The organism is Streptomyces sp. S6, assembly GCF_054880855.1.
The window spans coordinates 1-14924 of the sequence record NZ_JBTYMC010000030.1 but is presented as its reverse complement, the minus strand read 5'-3'; the positions used below and the strand labels follow the sequence as shown (position 1 = coordinate 14924).

12 protein-coding genes are annotated in these 14924 nt (G+C 72.0%); 6 read left to right on the top strand and 6 right to left on the bottom strand.

Features of this window, described 5'->3' with window-relative positions; all coding sequences use genetic code 11:
* Window positions 1-46 precede the first annotated feature (46 nt).
* A complete protein-coding gene (locus tag ACVNF4_RS06790; RefSeq protein ID WP_461801759.1) occupies window positions 47-685 on the top strand; it encodes a DNA-binding response regulator in 639 nt (212 codons plus the stop codon).
* A gap of 36 nt (window positions 686-721) precedes the next feature.
* On the opposite strand, the gene ACVNF4_RS06785 is transcribed toward ACVNF4_RS06790, so the two are convergent.
* From ACVNF4_RS06785 to ACVNF4_RS06760, 6 genes are all read right to left on the bottom strand, one after another.
* Complete coding sequence (locus ACVNF4_RS06785; protein WP_461801758.1) at window positions 722-1288, bottom strand: dienelactone hydrolase family protein; 567 nt, start codon at window positions 1286-1288, stop codon at window positions 722-724.
* A 101-nt stretch (window positions 1289-1389) separates the two neighbouring features.
* Complete coding sequence (icmF, locus tag ACVNF4_RS06780) at window positions 1390-4614, bottom strand: fused isobutyryl-CoA mutase/GTPase IcmF (protein ID WP_461801757.1); 3225 nt, start codon at window positions 4612-4614, stop codon at window positions 1390-1392.
* A gap of 103 nt (window positions 4615-4717) precedes the next feature.
* The gene (locus tag ACVNF4_RS06775; protein WP_461801756.1) at window positions 4718-5452 is read right to left on the bottom strand and encodes a helical backbone metal receptor; all 735 of its coding nucleotides are present in this window, start codon (window positions 5450-5452) and stop codon (window positions 4718-4720) included.
* A gap of 45 nt (window positions 5453-5497) precedes the next feature.
* Window positions 5498-6115 (bottom strand): DUF6058 family natural product biosynthesis protein, encoded by a 618-nt coding sequence (locus ACVNF4_RS06770; RefSeq protein WP_461801755.1) that lies wholly within the window; start codon window positions 6113-6115, stop codon window positions 5498-5500.
* Window positions 6116-6187: 72 nt separating this feature from the next.
* Window positions 6188-6664, bottom strand: coding sequence for a MarR family winged helix-turn-helix transcriptional regulator (locus ACVNF4_RS06765; RefSeq protein ID WP_461801754.1), 477 nt, complete (start codon window positions 6662-6664; stop codon window positions 6188-6190).
* Between the two features lie 125 nt (window positions 6665-6789).
* Window positions 6790-10179: a S8 family serine peptidase gene (locus ACVNF4_RS06760; RefSeq protein ID WP_461801753.1), complete on the bottom strand. Its 3390-nt coding sequence runs from the start codon at window positions 10177-10179 to the stop codon at window positions 6790-6792.
* Between the two features lie 329 nt (window positions 10180-10508).
* Between ACVNF4_RS06760 and ACVNF4_RS06755 the strand changes: the two genes are divergently transcribed.
* The 5 genes from ACVNF4_RS06755 to ACVNF4_RS06735 all read left to right on the top strand — a co-directional run.
* Window positions 10509-12386, top strand: a complete 1878-nt coding sequence (locus tag ACVNF4_RS06755) for an amidohydrolase (RefSeq protein WP_461801752.1) — start codon at window positions 10509-10511, stop codon at window positions 12384-12386.
* 28 nt (window positions 12387-12414) lie between these two features.
* Entirely contained in the window at window positions 12415-13077 is a 663-nt protein-coding gene (locus ACVNF4_RS06750) for a hydrolase (RefSeq protein ID WP_461801751.1), read from the top strand.
* Between the two features lie 48 nt (window positions 13078-13125).
* Window positions 13126-13650: a DoxX family protein gene (locus ACVNF4_RS06745; protein ID WP_461801750.1), complete on the top strand. Its 525-nt coding sequence runs from the start codon at window positions 13126-13128 to the stop codon at window positions 13648-13650.
* Window positions 13631-14347 (top strand): YoaK family protein, encoded by a 717-nt coding sequence (locus ACVNF4_RS06740; protein ID WP_461801749.1) that lies wholly within the window; start codon window positions 13631-13633, stop codon window positions 14345-14347. The genes ACVNF4_RS06745 and ACVNF4_RS06740 overlap by 20 nt, the downstream gene beginning before the upstream one ends.
* Window positions 14348-14416: 69 nt before the next feature.
* Window positions 14417-14924 (top strand): MFS transporter (locus ACVNF4_RS06735; protein ID WP_461801748.1); only part of this gene is annotated, 508 nt, incomplete at its 3' end.

The window sequence follows — 14924 nt, the reverse complement described above, 5'->3', positions numbered from 1 at the left end:
GACGCCGAGCCGGTGGCACGTTCCTGCCACGCGCGACAATGGGTGGATGGCAGCGATCGCGACGCTCCGCGGCGACCTCGAACTACGCGCCCGCCTGGTCCCGTTGGCGGCACTCGACGAGGAGTTCGTCTCCGTCTCCCCCGACTTCGACACCTGGCCCGGCGCCCGCGAGAACGCCCTGCGCCAGGCGCTGAACGGCAGCGCCGAGCGGACCCGCAAGCTCTTCGGCCCCGCCGTGCTCGCCGACGCGCAGGACCGGCGACTGCTGGCGGAGTTGGCGGCGCGCGGGACGGCCGTCCGGATCACGCCGACGCCGTTGCCGCAGGGGACGGTGTTCGTCGGGCGGCGGACGATGATCCTGACCGCGCCGGACGCGCGGCGGACGTATCTGATGAGCACCGAACCCGCCCTGGTGGACAGCGCGTTCGCGTTGTTCGAGGCGGTCTGGCGGGGCGCCACCGACCTCGCGGTGTTCCTCGCCGGGCGGCCCCGGATCGACGAGCGGGCCCGGCCCGTCCTGGACACCTTGGGTTCCGGCCTCACCGACGAGGCCGCCGCCCGCAAGCTCGGCATGTCCCTGCGGACGTATCGGCGCCGGGTCGCGGAGGTGCTGGTCGCACTGGACTCGGAGTCGCGGTTCCAGGCGGGGGTGCGGGCGGGTGAGTGGGGGCTGTCACGGGGGTGAGAGCCATCCTCGAACTCCTGCTCCCGTCAAGGGACTTCAGCCGAGGTGCTCCCGCAGGAACGCCAACGCCCCTTCCCATGCCCGCGCGAACGCCTGCGCGTCGTACGCGGCATGCACCTTGAGGTCAGGAGTGATCCCGGACTGCGCGGAAATGGCCCGCCGCAGCGCGTCGAGGGACTCGCGGGGGTACGTCGTGTCGTAGTGGCCGAGGATCTCGGCGTTCAGGCCGAAGAAATCGGGGAGTTCGTCCTGCGGGACACCGTAGAAGGAGACGGCCGCGACGACCCGGGAGTCCTGCGCCGCCTGGTGGAGGACGAGCCCGGCGCCCGTCCCGAATCCGACGGTCCCCAGGACCTCCGCCGTCACCGCCGGGTGTGCGAGGAGCAAGTCGGCGGCGTCGGTGAGGAGTTCGACACCCCGGGCGACCGGCAAGCCGCCGTACAGATCCGGCGCGAACGCCACGAACCCCTCGGCGGCGAGGCGTTCGGTGACGTCCGTGACGTGTCCGGTGAGCCCCCACCAGTCGTGGGCGACGAGCACAGCGGGCCCGCGCCCGGCCGGGGGAAGGGCGAGGCGGCCGATCGGGATACGAGGTTCTGTCACACCGGGGAAGCTACCTCAAAAGGCAATTGAAAAGCTATTCGTAAAGCTATCTCGACAGAGAAGGGGCGGCCCCGTGTACCGGGTGCCGCCCCTCCGCGTCCTCAGACGTTCCGCCGGTACTGGCCCCCCACCTCGAAGAACGCCTCCGTGACCTGCTGGAGTGTGCACACCCGGGCCGCGTCCATCAGCGCCGCGAACACGTTCCCGTCCCCCATCGCCGCCTCCTTCAGCGCGGCCAGCGCCGTGTGGGACGCCTCGCGGTGGGCGACCTGGTAGGCGAGGAGGCGCTCCAGCTGGGACCGCTTCTCCTGTTCCGTCGCGCGGGCCAGCTCCACCGGGCCGGGGGCGGCGGTGTCGGCGTGCGGGTTGCGGAACGTGTTGACGCCGACGATCGGCAGCGTGCCGTCGTGCTTGCGCTGCTCGTACAGCATCGACTCGTCCTGGATCCGCCCCCGCTGGTACCCGGTCTCCATCGCGCCGAGCACTCCGCCGCGTTCGCTGATCCGCTCGAACTCCTGGAGTACCGCCTCCTCGACGAGGTCGGTCAACTCGTCGATGACGAAGGACCCTTGGAGCGGGTTCTCGTTCATCGCGAGCCCCCACTCGCGGTTGATGATGAGCTGGATCGCGAGCGCCCGGCGCACCGACTCCTCGGTGGGGGTGGTGACGGCCTCGTCGTAGGCGTTGGTGTGCAGGCTGTTGCAGTTGTCGTAGAGGGCGATCAGCGCCTGGAGGGTCGTTCGGATGTCGTTGAAGTCCATCTCCTGGGCGTGCAGGGAGCGGCCGGAGGTCTGGACGTGGTACTTCAGTTTCTGGCTGCGCTCGTTCGCGCCGTACTTCTCCTTCATCGCGACGGCCCAGATCCGGCGGGCGACGCGGCCGAGGACCGCGTACTCGGGGTCCATGCCGTTGGAGAAGAAGAAGGAGAGGTTGGGGGCGAAGTCGTCGATGTGCATGCCGCGCGCCAAGTACGCCTCGACGTAGGTGAATCCGTTGGCGAGGGTGAAGGCGAGCTGGCTGATGGGGTTCGCGCCGGCTTCGGCGATGTGGTAGCCGGAGATGGACACGGAGTAGAAGTTGCGGACCTTCTGCTGGATGAACCACTCCTGGACGTCGGCCATCATCCGCAGGGAGAACTCCGTTGAGAACAGGCAGGTGTTCTGGCCCTGGTCCTCCTTGAGGATGTCCGCCTGCACTGTGCCGCGCACGCTCGCGAGCGCCTCGGCGCGCAGCCCCGCCGCCTCCTCCGCCGACGGTTCGCGGCCCTCTGCCTCACGGAAGGTGTCGATCCGCTGGTCCATGACGGTGTTGAGGAAGAACGCGAGGACGGTCGGCGCGGGGCCGTTGATCGTCATGGACACGGAGGTCGTGGGAGCGACCAGGTCGAATCCGTCGTAGAGGGCCTTCATGTCGTCGAGGGTGGCGACGGAGACGCCGGAAGTACCCACCTTGCCGTAGATGTCGGGGCGTTCGTCCGGGTCGCGGCCGTAGAGGGTGACCGAGTCGAACGCCGTGGACAGCCGGGTCGCGGGCTGGCCCTCGGAGAGCAGCTTGAAGCGGCGGTTCGTGCGGAACGGGTCGCCCTCGCCCGCGAACATCCGCGCCGGGTCCTCGCCGTCCCGTTTGAAGGGGAACACCCCTGCGGTGAAGGGGAATTGCCCCGGCAGGTTCTCCCGGCGCCAGAAGCTCACCAGCTCGCCGTGGTCGGTGAACCGGGGCAGTGCGACGCGCGGGATCGCGTTCCCGGAGAGGGACTCGCGGGTCAGCCGGGTGCGGATCTCCTTGCCGCGTACGGTGACGATCTGCTCGTCCCCGGAGTAAGAGGCCACGACGGCGGGCCAGTCGGCGATCTGGTCGGCGATGTCGCCGGGGACGGCACGCGCGGCGTCCTTCAGCAGCGGCTCCAGATTCCCCGCATCCGCGCTGATCGCCGTCAACTCCCCCCGGACCGCCTCCAGTCGCTGCAACCGCCGTGCGGCGTCGGCGAGTTCGAGGGTCTGCGCGTGGTAGGCGCGGACGGTGCCGGTGATCTCGGCGAGGTAGCGGACGCGTTCGGCGGGGACGACCTGGCGGATGCCGGAGGAGTGGCGGACGGCGACGGGTGCGAGGGCACCGTCCATGACGGGCAGGCCCCGTTCCGCGAGCGTCGTCCTCAAGTGCTGGTAGAGCGCGGTGACTCCGTCGTCGTTGAAGGTCGCGGCGCTCGTGCCGTACACCGGCATGTCCTCCGGCCGCTGTCCGAACGCCTCCCGGTTGCGGACGAGTTGGCGGCCGACGTCCCGCAACGCGTCCTTGGCGCCCCGGCGTTCGAACTTGTTGATGGCGACCGTGTCGGCGAAGTCGAGCATGTCGATCTTCTCCAGCTGGGAGGCCGCGCCGAACTCCGGTGTCATGACGTACAGGGAGGTGTCGACGAACGGGACGATCGCCGCGTCCCCCTGTCCGATGCCGGGGGTCTCGACGATCACCAGGTCGAAGCCGGCGGCCTTCACGACGTCGATCACGTCGGAGAGGTGCTCGGGGAGTTCGCGGCTCCCCCGGGTGGCGAGGCTGCGGAAGAACACCCGGTTGCCGTCGAGGGAGTTCATGCGGATGCGGTCGCCGAGAAGGGCGCCGCCGCCGCGCCGCCGGGTCGGGTCGACGGCGATCACCGCGATACGGAGCTTGTCCTGCTGGTCGAGGCGGAAACGCCGGACGAGTTCGTCGGTGAGCGAGGACTTGCCGGAGCCGCCGGTGCCGGTGATGCCGAGGACGGGGACCGTGCGGGTCGTGGCCCGCAGTGCGGCGGTGAACTCCGGGGACAGCTTGCCGAGTTCGGCGCCGGTGATCGCGCGGGCGACGGCGAACCGGTCGCCGGCCAGCACGGCGTCGGCGTCGGCGGGACGGCCGTCCCACAGGTCGAAGTCGCAGTCCTGGACGACCGAGTTGACCATTCCGGCGAGGCCCATCCGCTGGCCGTCCTCGGGCGAGAAGATCGTCACGCCGCTCGCGCGCAGCCGGGTGATCTCCTCGGGCACGATGACGCCGCCCCCGCCGCCGACGACCCGGACGTGGTCCGCGCCCTGCTCGCGCAGGGACTCCACGAGGTACTCGAAGTACTCGACGTGGCCGCCCTGGTAGGAGGAGACGGCCACGCCGTGCGCGTCCTCCTCCAGTGCCGCGTCCACCACCTCCCGCACCGAGCGGTTGTGACCGAGGTGGATCACCTCCGCGCCCTGCGCCTGGAAGATCCGCCGCATGATGTTGATCGACGCGTCGTGCCCGTCGAACAGGGCGGAGGCGGTGACGAGCCGGACGGGGTTGCGGGGCCGGTGCAGTTCGGTCATGGGGGCCTTCCAACGACGCGCCCGAAGAAGATTCGGACAGATACTTGGACGTCCTACTAAATTAATAGTAGGACGTCCAAGTTAATTTGTGGGCGCCGGCGCCTCAGAACTCTTCGGCGAGCCACCGCCGCGCCGCCACCAGTGACGGCCCGTACCAGGTCAGCGACCGTCCGCTCACGAGCCGCACATCCACGCCGGGGAACGCCTCGGGACCGTCGTCCGCCGTGAACACGTACGGCTCGTCCGGCAGCAGGACGACGTCCGCGCGGATCTCCTCGACCGCCACCTTCGGATACCGGCCCCGCGCGTCCCCGTCGAAGACGTTGGCGAGCCCGGCGCGGCGTAGCAGGTCCCCGGTGAACGTGGAGCCGCCGACGACCATCCAGGGGTCGCGCCAGACCGGCACCGCGACGGTCGCGGTGACCGGCGGCAGCCCGCCCGTCCACAGCTCGCGCGCCTCCCCCAGCCAGCCGGGCTCACCCACCCCCAGCGCCTCGGTGAACAGCCGCTCCAGGGACGCGATCGCCCGCGGCACCGTCTCCACGACCGTCACCCACACCGGGACGCCCGCCTCCCGCAGCCGGACGACGTCCCGTTCCCGGTTCTCCTCCTTGTTGGCGATCACCAGGTCCGGGGCCAGCGCGGCGATCGCCGCCCGGTCCGGGTTCTTCGTGCCCCGCACCCGGGTGACGTCGAGGTCCGCCGGGTGCGTGCACCAGTCGGTCGCGCCGACCAGCAGGCCCGTCGCGGCGAGGGCCTCGGTGAGGGAGGGGACGAGAGAGACGACGCGGCGGGGCGGGCGGGGCAACTGGACGGGGGTTCCCATGTCGTCGTACATCCCCGCACCCTGTCACAGGGGGACGTTGCCGTGCTCGCGTCGCTCTCAGTCCCGTGGGAACCTCTCGCGCACCTGGTCGATGCAGGTTGTCCGGGAGGACGGTCCGTCGAACCGCAGCACGTCGTAGGCGGTGAACGGCGGTTCGAGCTCGTCGAGTTCGTCGACCAGCGCGTGCAGGCGCACGCGCCAGTCCGGCGAGTCCGGCTCGGGCGCGGCCACCGCCGCCCGGATCGCCTCGACCAGTTGCCCCTTGCGCCGGATGGTGGCCGGTGTCACGGACTTCAGGCACACGTACTGGCCGCTGAGGTACGCGCCCCACTCCTCCTCGGCCTCGGAGGCCGACGACCAGGGCTGGACGAGGAACCACGTGCGAAGCCGCTCGACTCCGCCGACCCGCTCGACAAGGCGCAGGTAGTCGCGGTGCACCATCTCGGCCCCGTCGGAGCGCAGGTAGCTCGGCAGCGGGAGACGCCCGGCGAGCATGTGGCCGCGTATCTCGTCCGGATCCACCGGCCGTGCGGCACAGATCTCTTCCAACGGGGCGTAGTACTCGTCGACATACCGGTCGTCGGCCCGGGTCATCGGGTGTGTCCCGTTGAGCTTCCGGTAAGCGTCCGCGACCTGTTGCCGCAGCGGAGGAAGCACTTCAGCGGACATCGTCATCACGTCGACCGTCCTCTCGATAGCGATCACGATCGAGGCTAGCGACAGGGTCTGACAACCGGTCGGTCCCGGTCAGCCGCGGATCCGTGACACGTGCCTCTCCTGGACCTCACGGTTCCCGCGCACGAAGTCGAGCAGCAGCGCCAACTCCTCGACCGAGTACTTCTGGAGCCCGGCGTGCGCGTCCTGGGCGAGCGGCATGTAGATCTCCCCGGCGGCCTCGCGGGTGCGTTCGCTGGCCCGGACGACGGACCGGCGCCGGTCGCCCGGGTCCGGTTCCCGGGTGAGGTAGCCGAGCCTGTCGAGCCGGTCCAGCATGGCCGTGACGCTGCCGGTGGTGAGTCCGAGCGCCGCACCCAACTCCCCGGGCGCGGCGCTCTCGCGCTGGAGCAGGACGTCCAGGCAGCGCAGGTCGGTCTGGTTGATGCCGAGCCTGGCGGCGGCAGCGGCGTCGACCGCCTCGACGGCGCCCTGAAGGAGCCGGACCTCGCCCGCGAGCTCCCAGCACAGCGCCTCTTTGTCCGGGCCGGCCACAGCTTCACTTGACATTCAAGTATCTCGACCTTCAAGATAGAAGTGCGCCTTGACAGTCAAGGTAGTTGACCGGCAAGGAACCGAACAAGGACAGTAACAACAGCGAGCACACTCCCCGCGATCGACAGAACCCCGCGGCTTCAGCGCAGCCGGTACGCCCTGATCACCGTGTACTCGGCGGCATTGCCGTCCGCGTCGGTCAGCTTCGCCCGCAGGGACGCGTACCCCTCCCCTCGGGGGCTGAGCAGGTCGGCACGCCAGCGCGCGGGGTCCGTCGTCCGGTGCACGCCGACGGAGGTCCACGTGGTGCCGTCGTCGTACGACACCTCCACGGTCAGGGTCCGGACCGAGGGGGACGGTGTGCCGGGCTGGCGTTGGAGGGTGATCGGCAGGGTCAGGCGGTGGCCTGCGCGGGCCGAGTTGTCGGGGCGGAGTCCGGGGGTGAAGCGGATCGCGGTGACGGGGAGGGACGTCCAGGTGTCCGAGGGGGTGTGGGCGGAGCGGAAGGTCCACACCGCGCGGACGGACGTGGAGGTGAGGTAGCCCTGTCCGCCCCGGTCGACCCAGGTCTCCAGCCGGTAGGGCTGGTCGGCGGCCGGGACGGGGCCCTGGGAGTCGTAGAAGGGGTGGGGGACGTCGGCGAGGAGCCGTTCGCCCCGGTAGAGGCGGGTGCTGCCCTTGTCGGCGCTGGAGAAGCCGGTGTGGCCGGGGTCCTGGTCGGCGAAGGGCGGCAGGTTGAACATCATCGTGTCGCCGCGCCTGCGCACGCTCCCGAAGACCCGCCCCCGCTGGTCGGCGAGGCTCGGCCCGAGCGGCCCGTTCCCCCACCGGAGTTCGGCCGTGCGCCCCGCCTCGAAGGCGACCGGCGCGGCCCACTGCTGGAAGGCGCCCTGCCCGAGCGCGTTGAACCGGTTGAAGACGAACGTCCAGCCGACGTCACGCGCCGAGTAGTACACCGTCCGCTTCCCGGCGGCCGTGAACTTGATGTTCGGACTCGGCGCGCTGCCTCCCTCGGCGGGAAGCGCGTACGTCCACAGCGAGCCCACCGAGGTGTCCGCGCGGTCGTTGTACAGGACGTGCGTGACCTTCGCCAGGTCTGACGGCCGGGCCCGCCCGTGGAAGCCGCCGGGCAGCCGCCCGCGCACCACCCAGGCCAGCTCGTAGTCGTACGGGCTGTCGGTGAACGTCCCGTCGGCCGCGAGCTTCGCCCACGAGCTGCGGACGGTCGCGCTGATCGCCCCGGCGCCGGCGGGCAGCGGCCCGTTCCCCAGGTCGGCGGTCCGGATCCGCGCGAAGGACCCGGCGGTCACCAGCGACGACACGGTCCCGCCCGACGGCGTCGTCCGCACCAGCCCGACCCCGGCGAGCGCGCTGGACGCGCCGCGCCTCGGGGGGTCGACGGTGAGGGGGCGGCCCTTGCGGGCGTCGAGGACGACGGTCTCGGCCCCGGTGACGTTCAGCAGCGGCTGCGCGACGAGCGTGTGGTCGAACGTCCCGTCGGCCGCCTCGGTGACGATGTGGACGTCGAGGTGGTGGCGTCCGGGGCGGACCCGGGTGGTGCCGGTGCCGTCGGGGGCGAACAGGTACTCCCCTTCGTCGCGGTCGATGTCGAGGACGGTGACGAGGCTGCCTGCGGCGGGCTGCCCCTTGCGGTCGAGGACCTTGACGGTCAGGGGGTGCGTCTCGTGCTCCTTGGTGAGCGTGAAGACGCTGCGCAGCGCTGTCGTGCCGGAGGTGGCGGTGACCGCGCCGGAGAGCACGCCGGTGGGGCTGTCGACGCGGGTGTCGGCGGTGAGGACGGCTTCGGCGGCGCCGCCGGCGGGGACGGTGAGGTGAGTGGGGGTGACGGTGAAGACGCCGGGGGCGGACGCGGGCGTGCCGGGGGCGGTGGAGGAGGTGCGGGGCGCGGGAGCAGTCCCGGCGAGGGGCGTGCCGGACGCGGACGCAGCCGTGTCCGGGGCGGTGGAGAACGTGCCGGGTGCCGACGCGCTCCCGGCAGGGGATGTTCCGGACGCGGACGCCGTCGTCGTCAGGTCGAGCGTGATGTCGCCGGGGCCGTCGTTGCGGTAGGTCAGTGTGCGGGTGACCGGCCGGTCGTCGTCGTGCGGCCAGGACGCCGTGCCCAGGGAGAGGCTCGGCGGGGAGACGGTCACGCCGCCCTGTCCGACGGCACGGGCCACATCGACCCGCCCGGCGCCCTGCGCGAACAGCCCGAGCGCCGGGTTCGGCCGGGCCGTCCCCATCAGCGCCTCCTTGAGGCGGGCGCCGGTCCAGTCCGGGTGCTGCTGCGCGAGCAGCGCCGCCGCGCCCGCGACGTGCGGGGTCGCCATGGACGTCCCCGAAAGCGCGGCGTACCGGGGTGCGTCGTCGAGGGGTTCGAGGGGGCTGTCCTTGGAGCGGGCTGCGACGATCGCCGAGCCGGGCGCGGTGATGTCGGGCTTGACGGCGCCGTCACCGACCCTCGGCCCCCTGCTGGAGAACTCCGCGAGCGCGTCCCTCGCATCGACCGCGCCCACCGCGAGCGCGGCGTCCGCACTGGCCGGGCTCTCCACCGCCTCGTCCTGCCCGGTGTTGCCGGCCGACACCGCGAACAGCGTGCCGTACTTCGCGCTCAGCGTGCCGACGGCCTCCTCCAGCGGATCGGTCCCCGGCGCGTCGGGCCCGCCCAGGCTCATGTTGACGACCCGTGCGCGCGGCGCGGCCCACTCCATCCCCGCCAGGATGTCCGACTCCTCACATCCCCGGTCCGCACAGACCTTGCCGATCAGGAGCGAGGCACCGGGGGCGACACCCGTGTACCGGCCCCCGGAGGCGGCGCCGTTCCCCGCGAGGATCGACGCGACGTGCGTGCCGTGGCCCACGAGGTCGGTGGTGTCGGGGGCGGCGGTGAAGTTCTCCTTGCCGACGACCCGTGCGGCGAGGTCGGGGTGGGTGTCGTCGACGCCGGTGTCGAGGACGGCGACGGTGACGCCGGTACCGGTGTATCCGGCCTGCCAGGCGGCGGGGGCGCCGATCTGCTTCACGCTGACGTCGTCACTGACCTGGACTTTCGCGTCGAGCCACACCTTGACTCCGTCGGCGGCCAACCCCTCCCACAGCGCGCCGCCCCCGCCAGGCCGTACAGCGGCCAGCCCCAGCTCCGGAAACGTACGGGTCACCCGCGCCCCAAGAACCTGCGACACCCCTTGCCGGGCCTCGACGATGAGCGGCGCCGGCCCCTCGTACCCGCCCTCCACCAGCCCGCTCACATCGAACAGCCGCCGGTCGACGGTCCCGGCGCCGACGAGCCCGAGAGCGTCGTCCGGTATCACGTACCGGCGCCCCGCGTCGGTGTACTGCGTGAAGGCGATGCCGTCCCGTCCCTTCCCCGGGGTGACGGAGACGGTGTCACCGGCGAGGGTGACCTGATCGCCGGTCAGGAGGGTGACGGTACGGGTGCCTTGGACGGGCCCTGACCTTCCGGCCCTCCACGCGGCGGACCCGGACGGAGCTGCGCTGGCGGACGGCACCGGCCCTGGCAGCACGCTCACCACGAGCGCACCCAGAACAAGGCACCCCGCCACACGTCGACTGCGCGGCAAGCTGTTCCTCCCGGTGGGGCGGGAACGCGGGCCGCGTTCCGCGGAACGACCTCATTTTGTCGTGCCCACGCAAACTATCAACGTCAACTACCGCCCCGCCAGGGCGCGTTGACCACACGACGGACCAGGCGCCTCGCGCCCGCCGAGGCCGTGCGCTGACGGAACGGCTCCGGTGCACTGTCGGGACACCTGGCCGGTCCGGCTCGCAATAGCGTGCAAGTCCGGTGGCCGGAGCAGGCTCCCGTACAGGTCGAAGGGGGTTGTCGAAGGTGTCCACGATGCCGGTCGGTGGGCTGGTCCCCCGCGCTACGCAGGACGCGGCGGATCTCGTGGTCCGCAACGCGCGGATCCACACGGGGGACCCGGTCCGCCCGCAGGCCGGGGCGATCGCTGTCCGGGAGGGCCGGATCACGGTCGTCGGGGACGACAACGATGTGGCCGCGCAGGTCGGACCGGCGACGAAGGTGGTCGACGCGCTGGGGCGGCGGATGGTCCCCGGTCTCAACGACTCCCACCTGCATGTCGTCCGGGGCGGGCTCAACTACGTGCTGGAGCTGCGCTGGGACGGTGTGCCCACGCTGCGCGAGGGGCTGGCGATGCTGCGGGAGCAGGCCGCCCGCACCCCGAAGGGGCAGTGGGTGCGGGTGGTCGGCGGATGGTCGGCCGAGCAGTTCGCGGAACGGCGGCTGCCGACCGTCGCCGAGCTGAACGCCGCCGCGCCGGACACCCCCGTGTTCGTCCTGCACCTGTACCAGTCGGCGGTCCTCAACCGGGCGGCGCTCAAGGCCGCCGGATACACCCGGGACACCCCCGACCCCAAGGGCGGCCAGATCGTAAGAGGCCGGGACGGGGAGCCCACGGGCATGCTGCTGGCCGCTCCCAGCGCCCTGGTCCTCTACTCGACGCTGGCGAAGGCGCCGGTCCTGGGGGACGAGGACAAGAAGACGTCCACCCGGCACTTCCTGCGGGAGCTGAACCGGTTCGGCCTCACCTCGGCGATCGACGCGGCCGGCGGCTTCCAGAACTTCCCCGGCGACTACGGCACGGTCGCCGAACTGGCGAAGGCGGGTCAGCTGTCCCTGCGGATCGCCTACCACCTCTTCCCGCAGACCGCGGGGCAGGAGCTCGCCGACCTCGCCCGCTGGGTCGAGACGGCCCGCCCCGAGGACGGTGACGAGTGGCTGCGCCTGAACGGCGCCGGCGAGAACCTCACCTGGGCGGCGGCGGACTTCGAGAACTTCGCCCAGCCGCGCCCTCAACTCGGCGACTACGAGGCGGAGTTCGAGAAGGCCGTACGTCTCCTCATGGAGAACGGCTGGGGGTTCCGGCTGCACGCCACCTACGACGAGACCATCCGCCGCGACCTCGCCGTGTTCGAGAAGCTCGCGGCGGAAGGCCTCTTCCCCGCCGGGAACCGCTGGCTGTTCGACCACGCGGAGACGGTGTCCGCGGACAGCCTGGACCGCATCGCCGCGCTCGGCGGCGCCCTGTCAGTGCAGAACCGGCTCTCCTTCCAGGGCGAGGCGTTCCTGCGCCGCTACGGCCCCGGCGCCGCCGCGGACGCCCCGCCGGTCCGGGCCATGCTGGAGCGCGGCCTGACGGTCGGGGCCGGCACGGACGCCACCCGGGTCTCCACGTACAACCCGTGGGTCGCCCTGCACTGGCTGATCACCGGCCGCAGCGTCGGCGACCTGGTGCTCCGCCCGCCGCACAACCGGGTCGACCGGCGCACGGCGCTGGCGATGTTCACCGAGGCGGGCGCCGCGCTGACCGGCGAGGAAAACGTCAAGGGAGTCCTGCGCCCGGGGTTCCTCGGCGACTTCGCGGTCCTGTCCGAGGACTACTTCACCGTGCCCGAGCAGGACATCCCGCACATCGAGTCCCTGCTGACGGTCGTCGGCGGCCGGATCGTGCACGCCGCCGCCGAGTACGAGGGCCTCGACGAGGAACTCCCGCCGGTCAGCCCCGGCTGGAGTCCGGTGGCGCACTTCGGCGGCTACCGGGCCACACCCGTCACCGGCCTGTCGGGCGCCCGCCAGGCCGAGTTGCTCGGCCAGGCCGTCGCCGAGTCGGAGCAGCACCGTCAATGGCGTGCCCGGCGCGGTGCGGCCCCGGCGGCCGAGAGCCCCGCCTTCGACCCCTGCTTCTCACTCTGAACCCACCCCACTCACGAAAGGCACTCCCATGTTCGACATCTCCGAGGTCACCGCGGCCCCCAGCCCCGACCTGCTCACCCCCGACAACTGCGCGGTGCTGTTCGTGGACCACCAGCCGCAGATGTTCTTCGGCACGGGCAGCGGCGACCGCACCGCGATCATCAACTCCACGGTGGGCCTGGCGAAGGCCGCCAAGCTCTTCGACGTGCCGGTCGTGCTGAGCACGGTGGCGGCCGAGTCCTTCTCGGGCCCGCTGCTGCCGCAGCTCGCGGACGTCTTCCCCGGCCAGAAGATCATCGACCGCACCTCGATGAACGCCTGGGAGGACGTCCCCTTCGTCGAGGCCGTCAAGGCGACGGGGCGCAGGAAGCTCGTCATCGCCGGCCTGTGGACCGAGGTCTGCGTCGTGCTGCCCGCGCTGTCCGCGCTCTCCCAGGGCTACGAGGTGTACGTCGTCACGGACGCGTCCGGCGGCGTCACCCCGCAGGCGCACGAGCACGCCGTCCAGCGCATGATCCAGGGCGGCGCGGTGCCGGTGACCTGGGTGCAGGTGCTCCTGGAGCTCCAGCGCGACTGGGCGCGCGGCGAGACGTACGGGCCCGTCACCGAGCTGGTGAAGGAGCACGCCGGCACGTACGGCCTCGGCATCGTCTACGCGCAGGCGTTCATCGGCGAGCACGCCGCCGGCTGACCTCTTCACCGGGGCGACGGCACGACGTCAGGAACAGGCAAGGACAGGATGGACACCGGACTGTTGATCCTCCGGCTCGTGACGGGCCTTCTCGTCGCCGGGCACGGAGTGCAGAAGGTCAGTTTCCGGCTGGGAGGCGGCGGACTCGCGGGCGGCACCGAGGAGTTCCGCCGCGACGGCTTCCGCGGTGGCCGGCTCACCGCGCTCGCCGCCGGCGGCAGCCAGCTCGGCGCGGGCCTGTTCCTGGCGGCGGGGCTGCTCACACCCGCCGCCGCGATGGGGGTGATGGGGGTGATGACGGTCGCGAGCACCGTCAAGTGGCGCAACGGGCTGTGGGTGCAGAACGACGGGTACGAGTACCCGTTGGTCCTCGTCGCCGTCTCCGCGGTGCTGGCGCTGACCGGTCCCGGCCGCTGGTCGGTGGACCACGCCCTCGGGCCGACCCCCTGGCCGGTGTGGGCCGGCGTCGCCGCCGTCGTGATCGGCCCGGTCAGCGGGCTGGCCACGCGGGCGGTGCTGCACCGTCCGGCCTCTTCCGACGGGAGGGCCTCTCATGCGCAAGCTGCTGACTGACGCGGCCCGTACGCTGGTTCCCCCCAAGGAGGACCGGCACGGCCCGCTGCCCCCGCTCATGCTGGCGCTGACGGTGGTGACCGGTCTGATCGACGCGGTGAGCTTTCTGGCCCTCGGGCGCGTCTTCGTCGCCAACATGACCGGCAACGTGGTCTTCCTCGGGTTCGCCCTGGCCGGTGCCGACGGGCTGTCGGCGCTCGCCTCCGTCGTCTCGATGGCCGCGTTCCTCACCGGTGCGCTGGCGGGCGGCCGGCTCGGCATCCGGTTCGCGGCGCACCGCGGGCGGCTGCTGGCCGTCGCGATGGCGACGGAGGCGGCGCTCGTGGCCGCCTCCGTCGTCACCGCCTCGGCCACGCACGGCGACGTGACCAGCGCCGTGCGGTACACCCTGATCGTGCTCCTCGGCCTGGCCATGGGGCTCCAGAACGCCGTCGCCCGGCGCCTCGGCGTCCCCGACCTGACCACGACCGTCCTGACCCTCACCCTGACGGGGCTGGCCGCGGACTCCGCGCCGGCCGGCCGACGGCTCCTGTCCGTCCTCGCCATGTTCCTCGGAGCGCTCACCGGGGCAGTGCTCCTGGCGCACACCTCACTCGCCCACGTGCTGGGCCTGGCGCTGGTGCTGCTCGCGGTGGCCTCCCTGGCCGCCCACCGCCTCTCGTCCACCGACGCGGCCTGGATCAGACCGCAGTCCTGAACTCCGTACGGCGCCCGAGGCACTGCCGGATGCCCGGGTGACCGCGTTCTCGTTCCGGCTTGGACCAGCATGAGCACCTCGCCGAAAAGCCACCCCCGTACGGATTCGCCCTGGGCTCCGCTCGCGGCGCGGGTCTTCCGCGCGCTGTGGACGGCCCAGCTCGTCTCCAACATCGGCGGCTGGATGCAGACCGTGGGTGCCCAGTGGCTGCTGATCGGGCACGACGCGGCCCTGGTGACGCTCGTCCAGACCGCCTCCAGTCTCCCCATCGTGCTGCTGGCCCTGCCCTCGGGCGTGCTGGCCGACCGGTTCGACCGGCGTACGGTGCTGCTGGCCGCGCAGTTCGCCATGCTCGCCGTCTCCACCGTGCTGACGGTGCTGGCGTTCGCGGACGCGCTCACTCCCCCGCTGCTGCTCGGTCTCACCTTCCTGCTGGGCTGCGGGACCGCGCTGATGGGCCCGGCCTGGCAGGCGATCCAGCCGGAGCTGGTGGAGCGCCGCCAGTTGGGGCAGGCCGCCGCGCTCGGCGCCGTGAACATGAACCTGGCCCGCGCCGTCGGCCCGGCGCTCGGCGGGG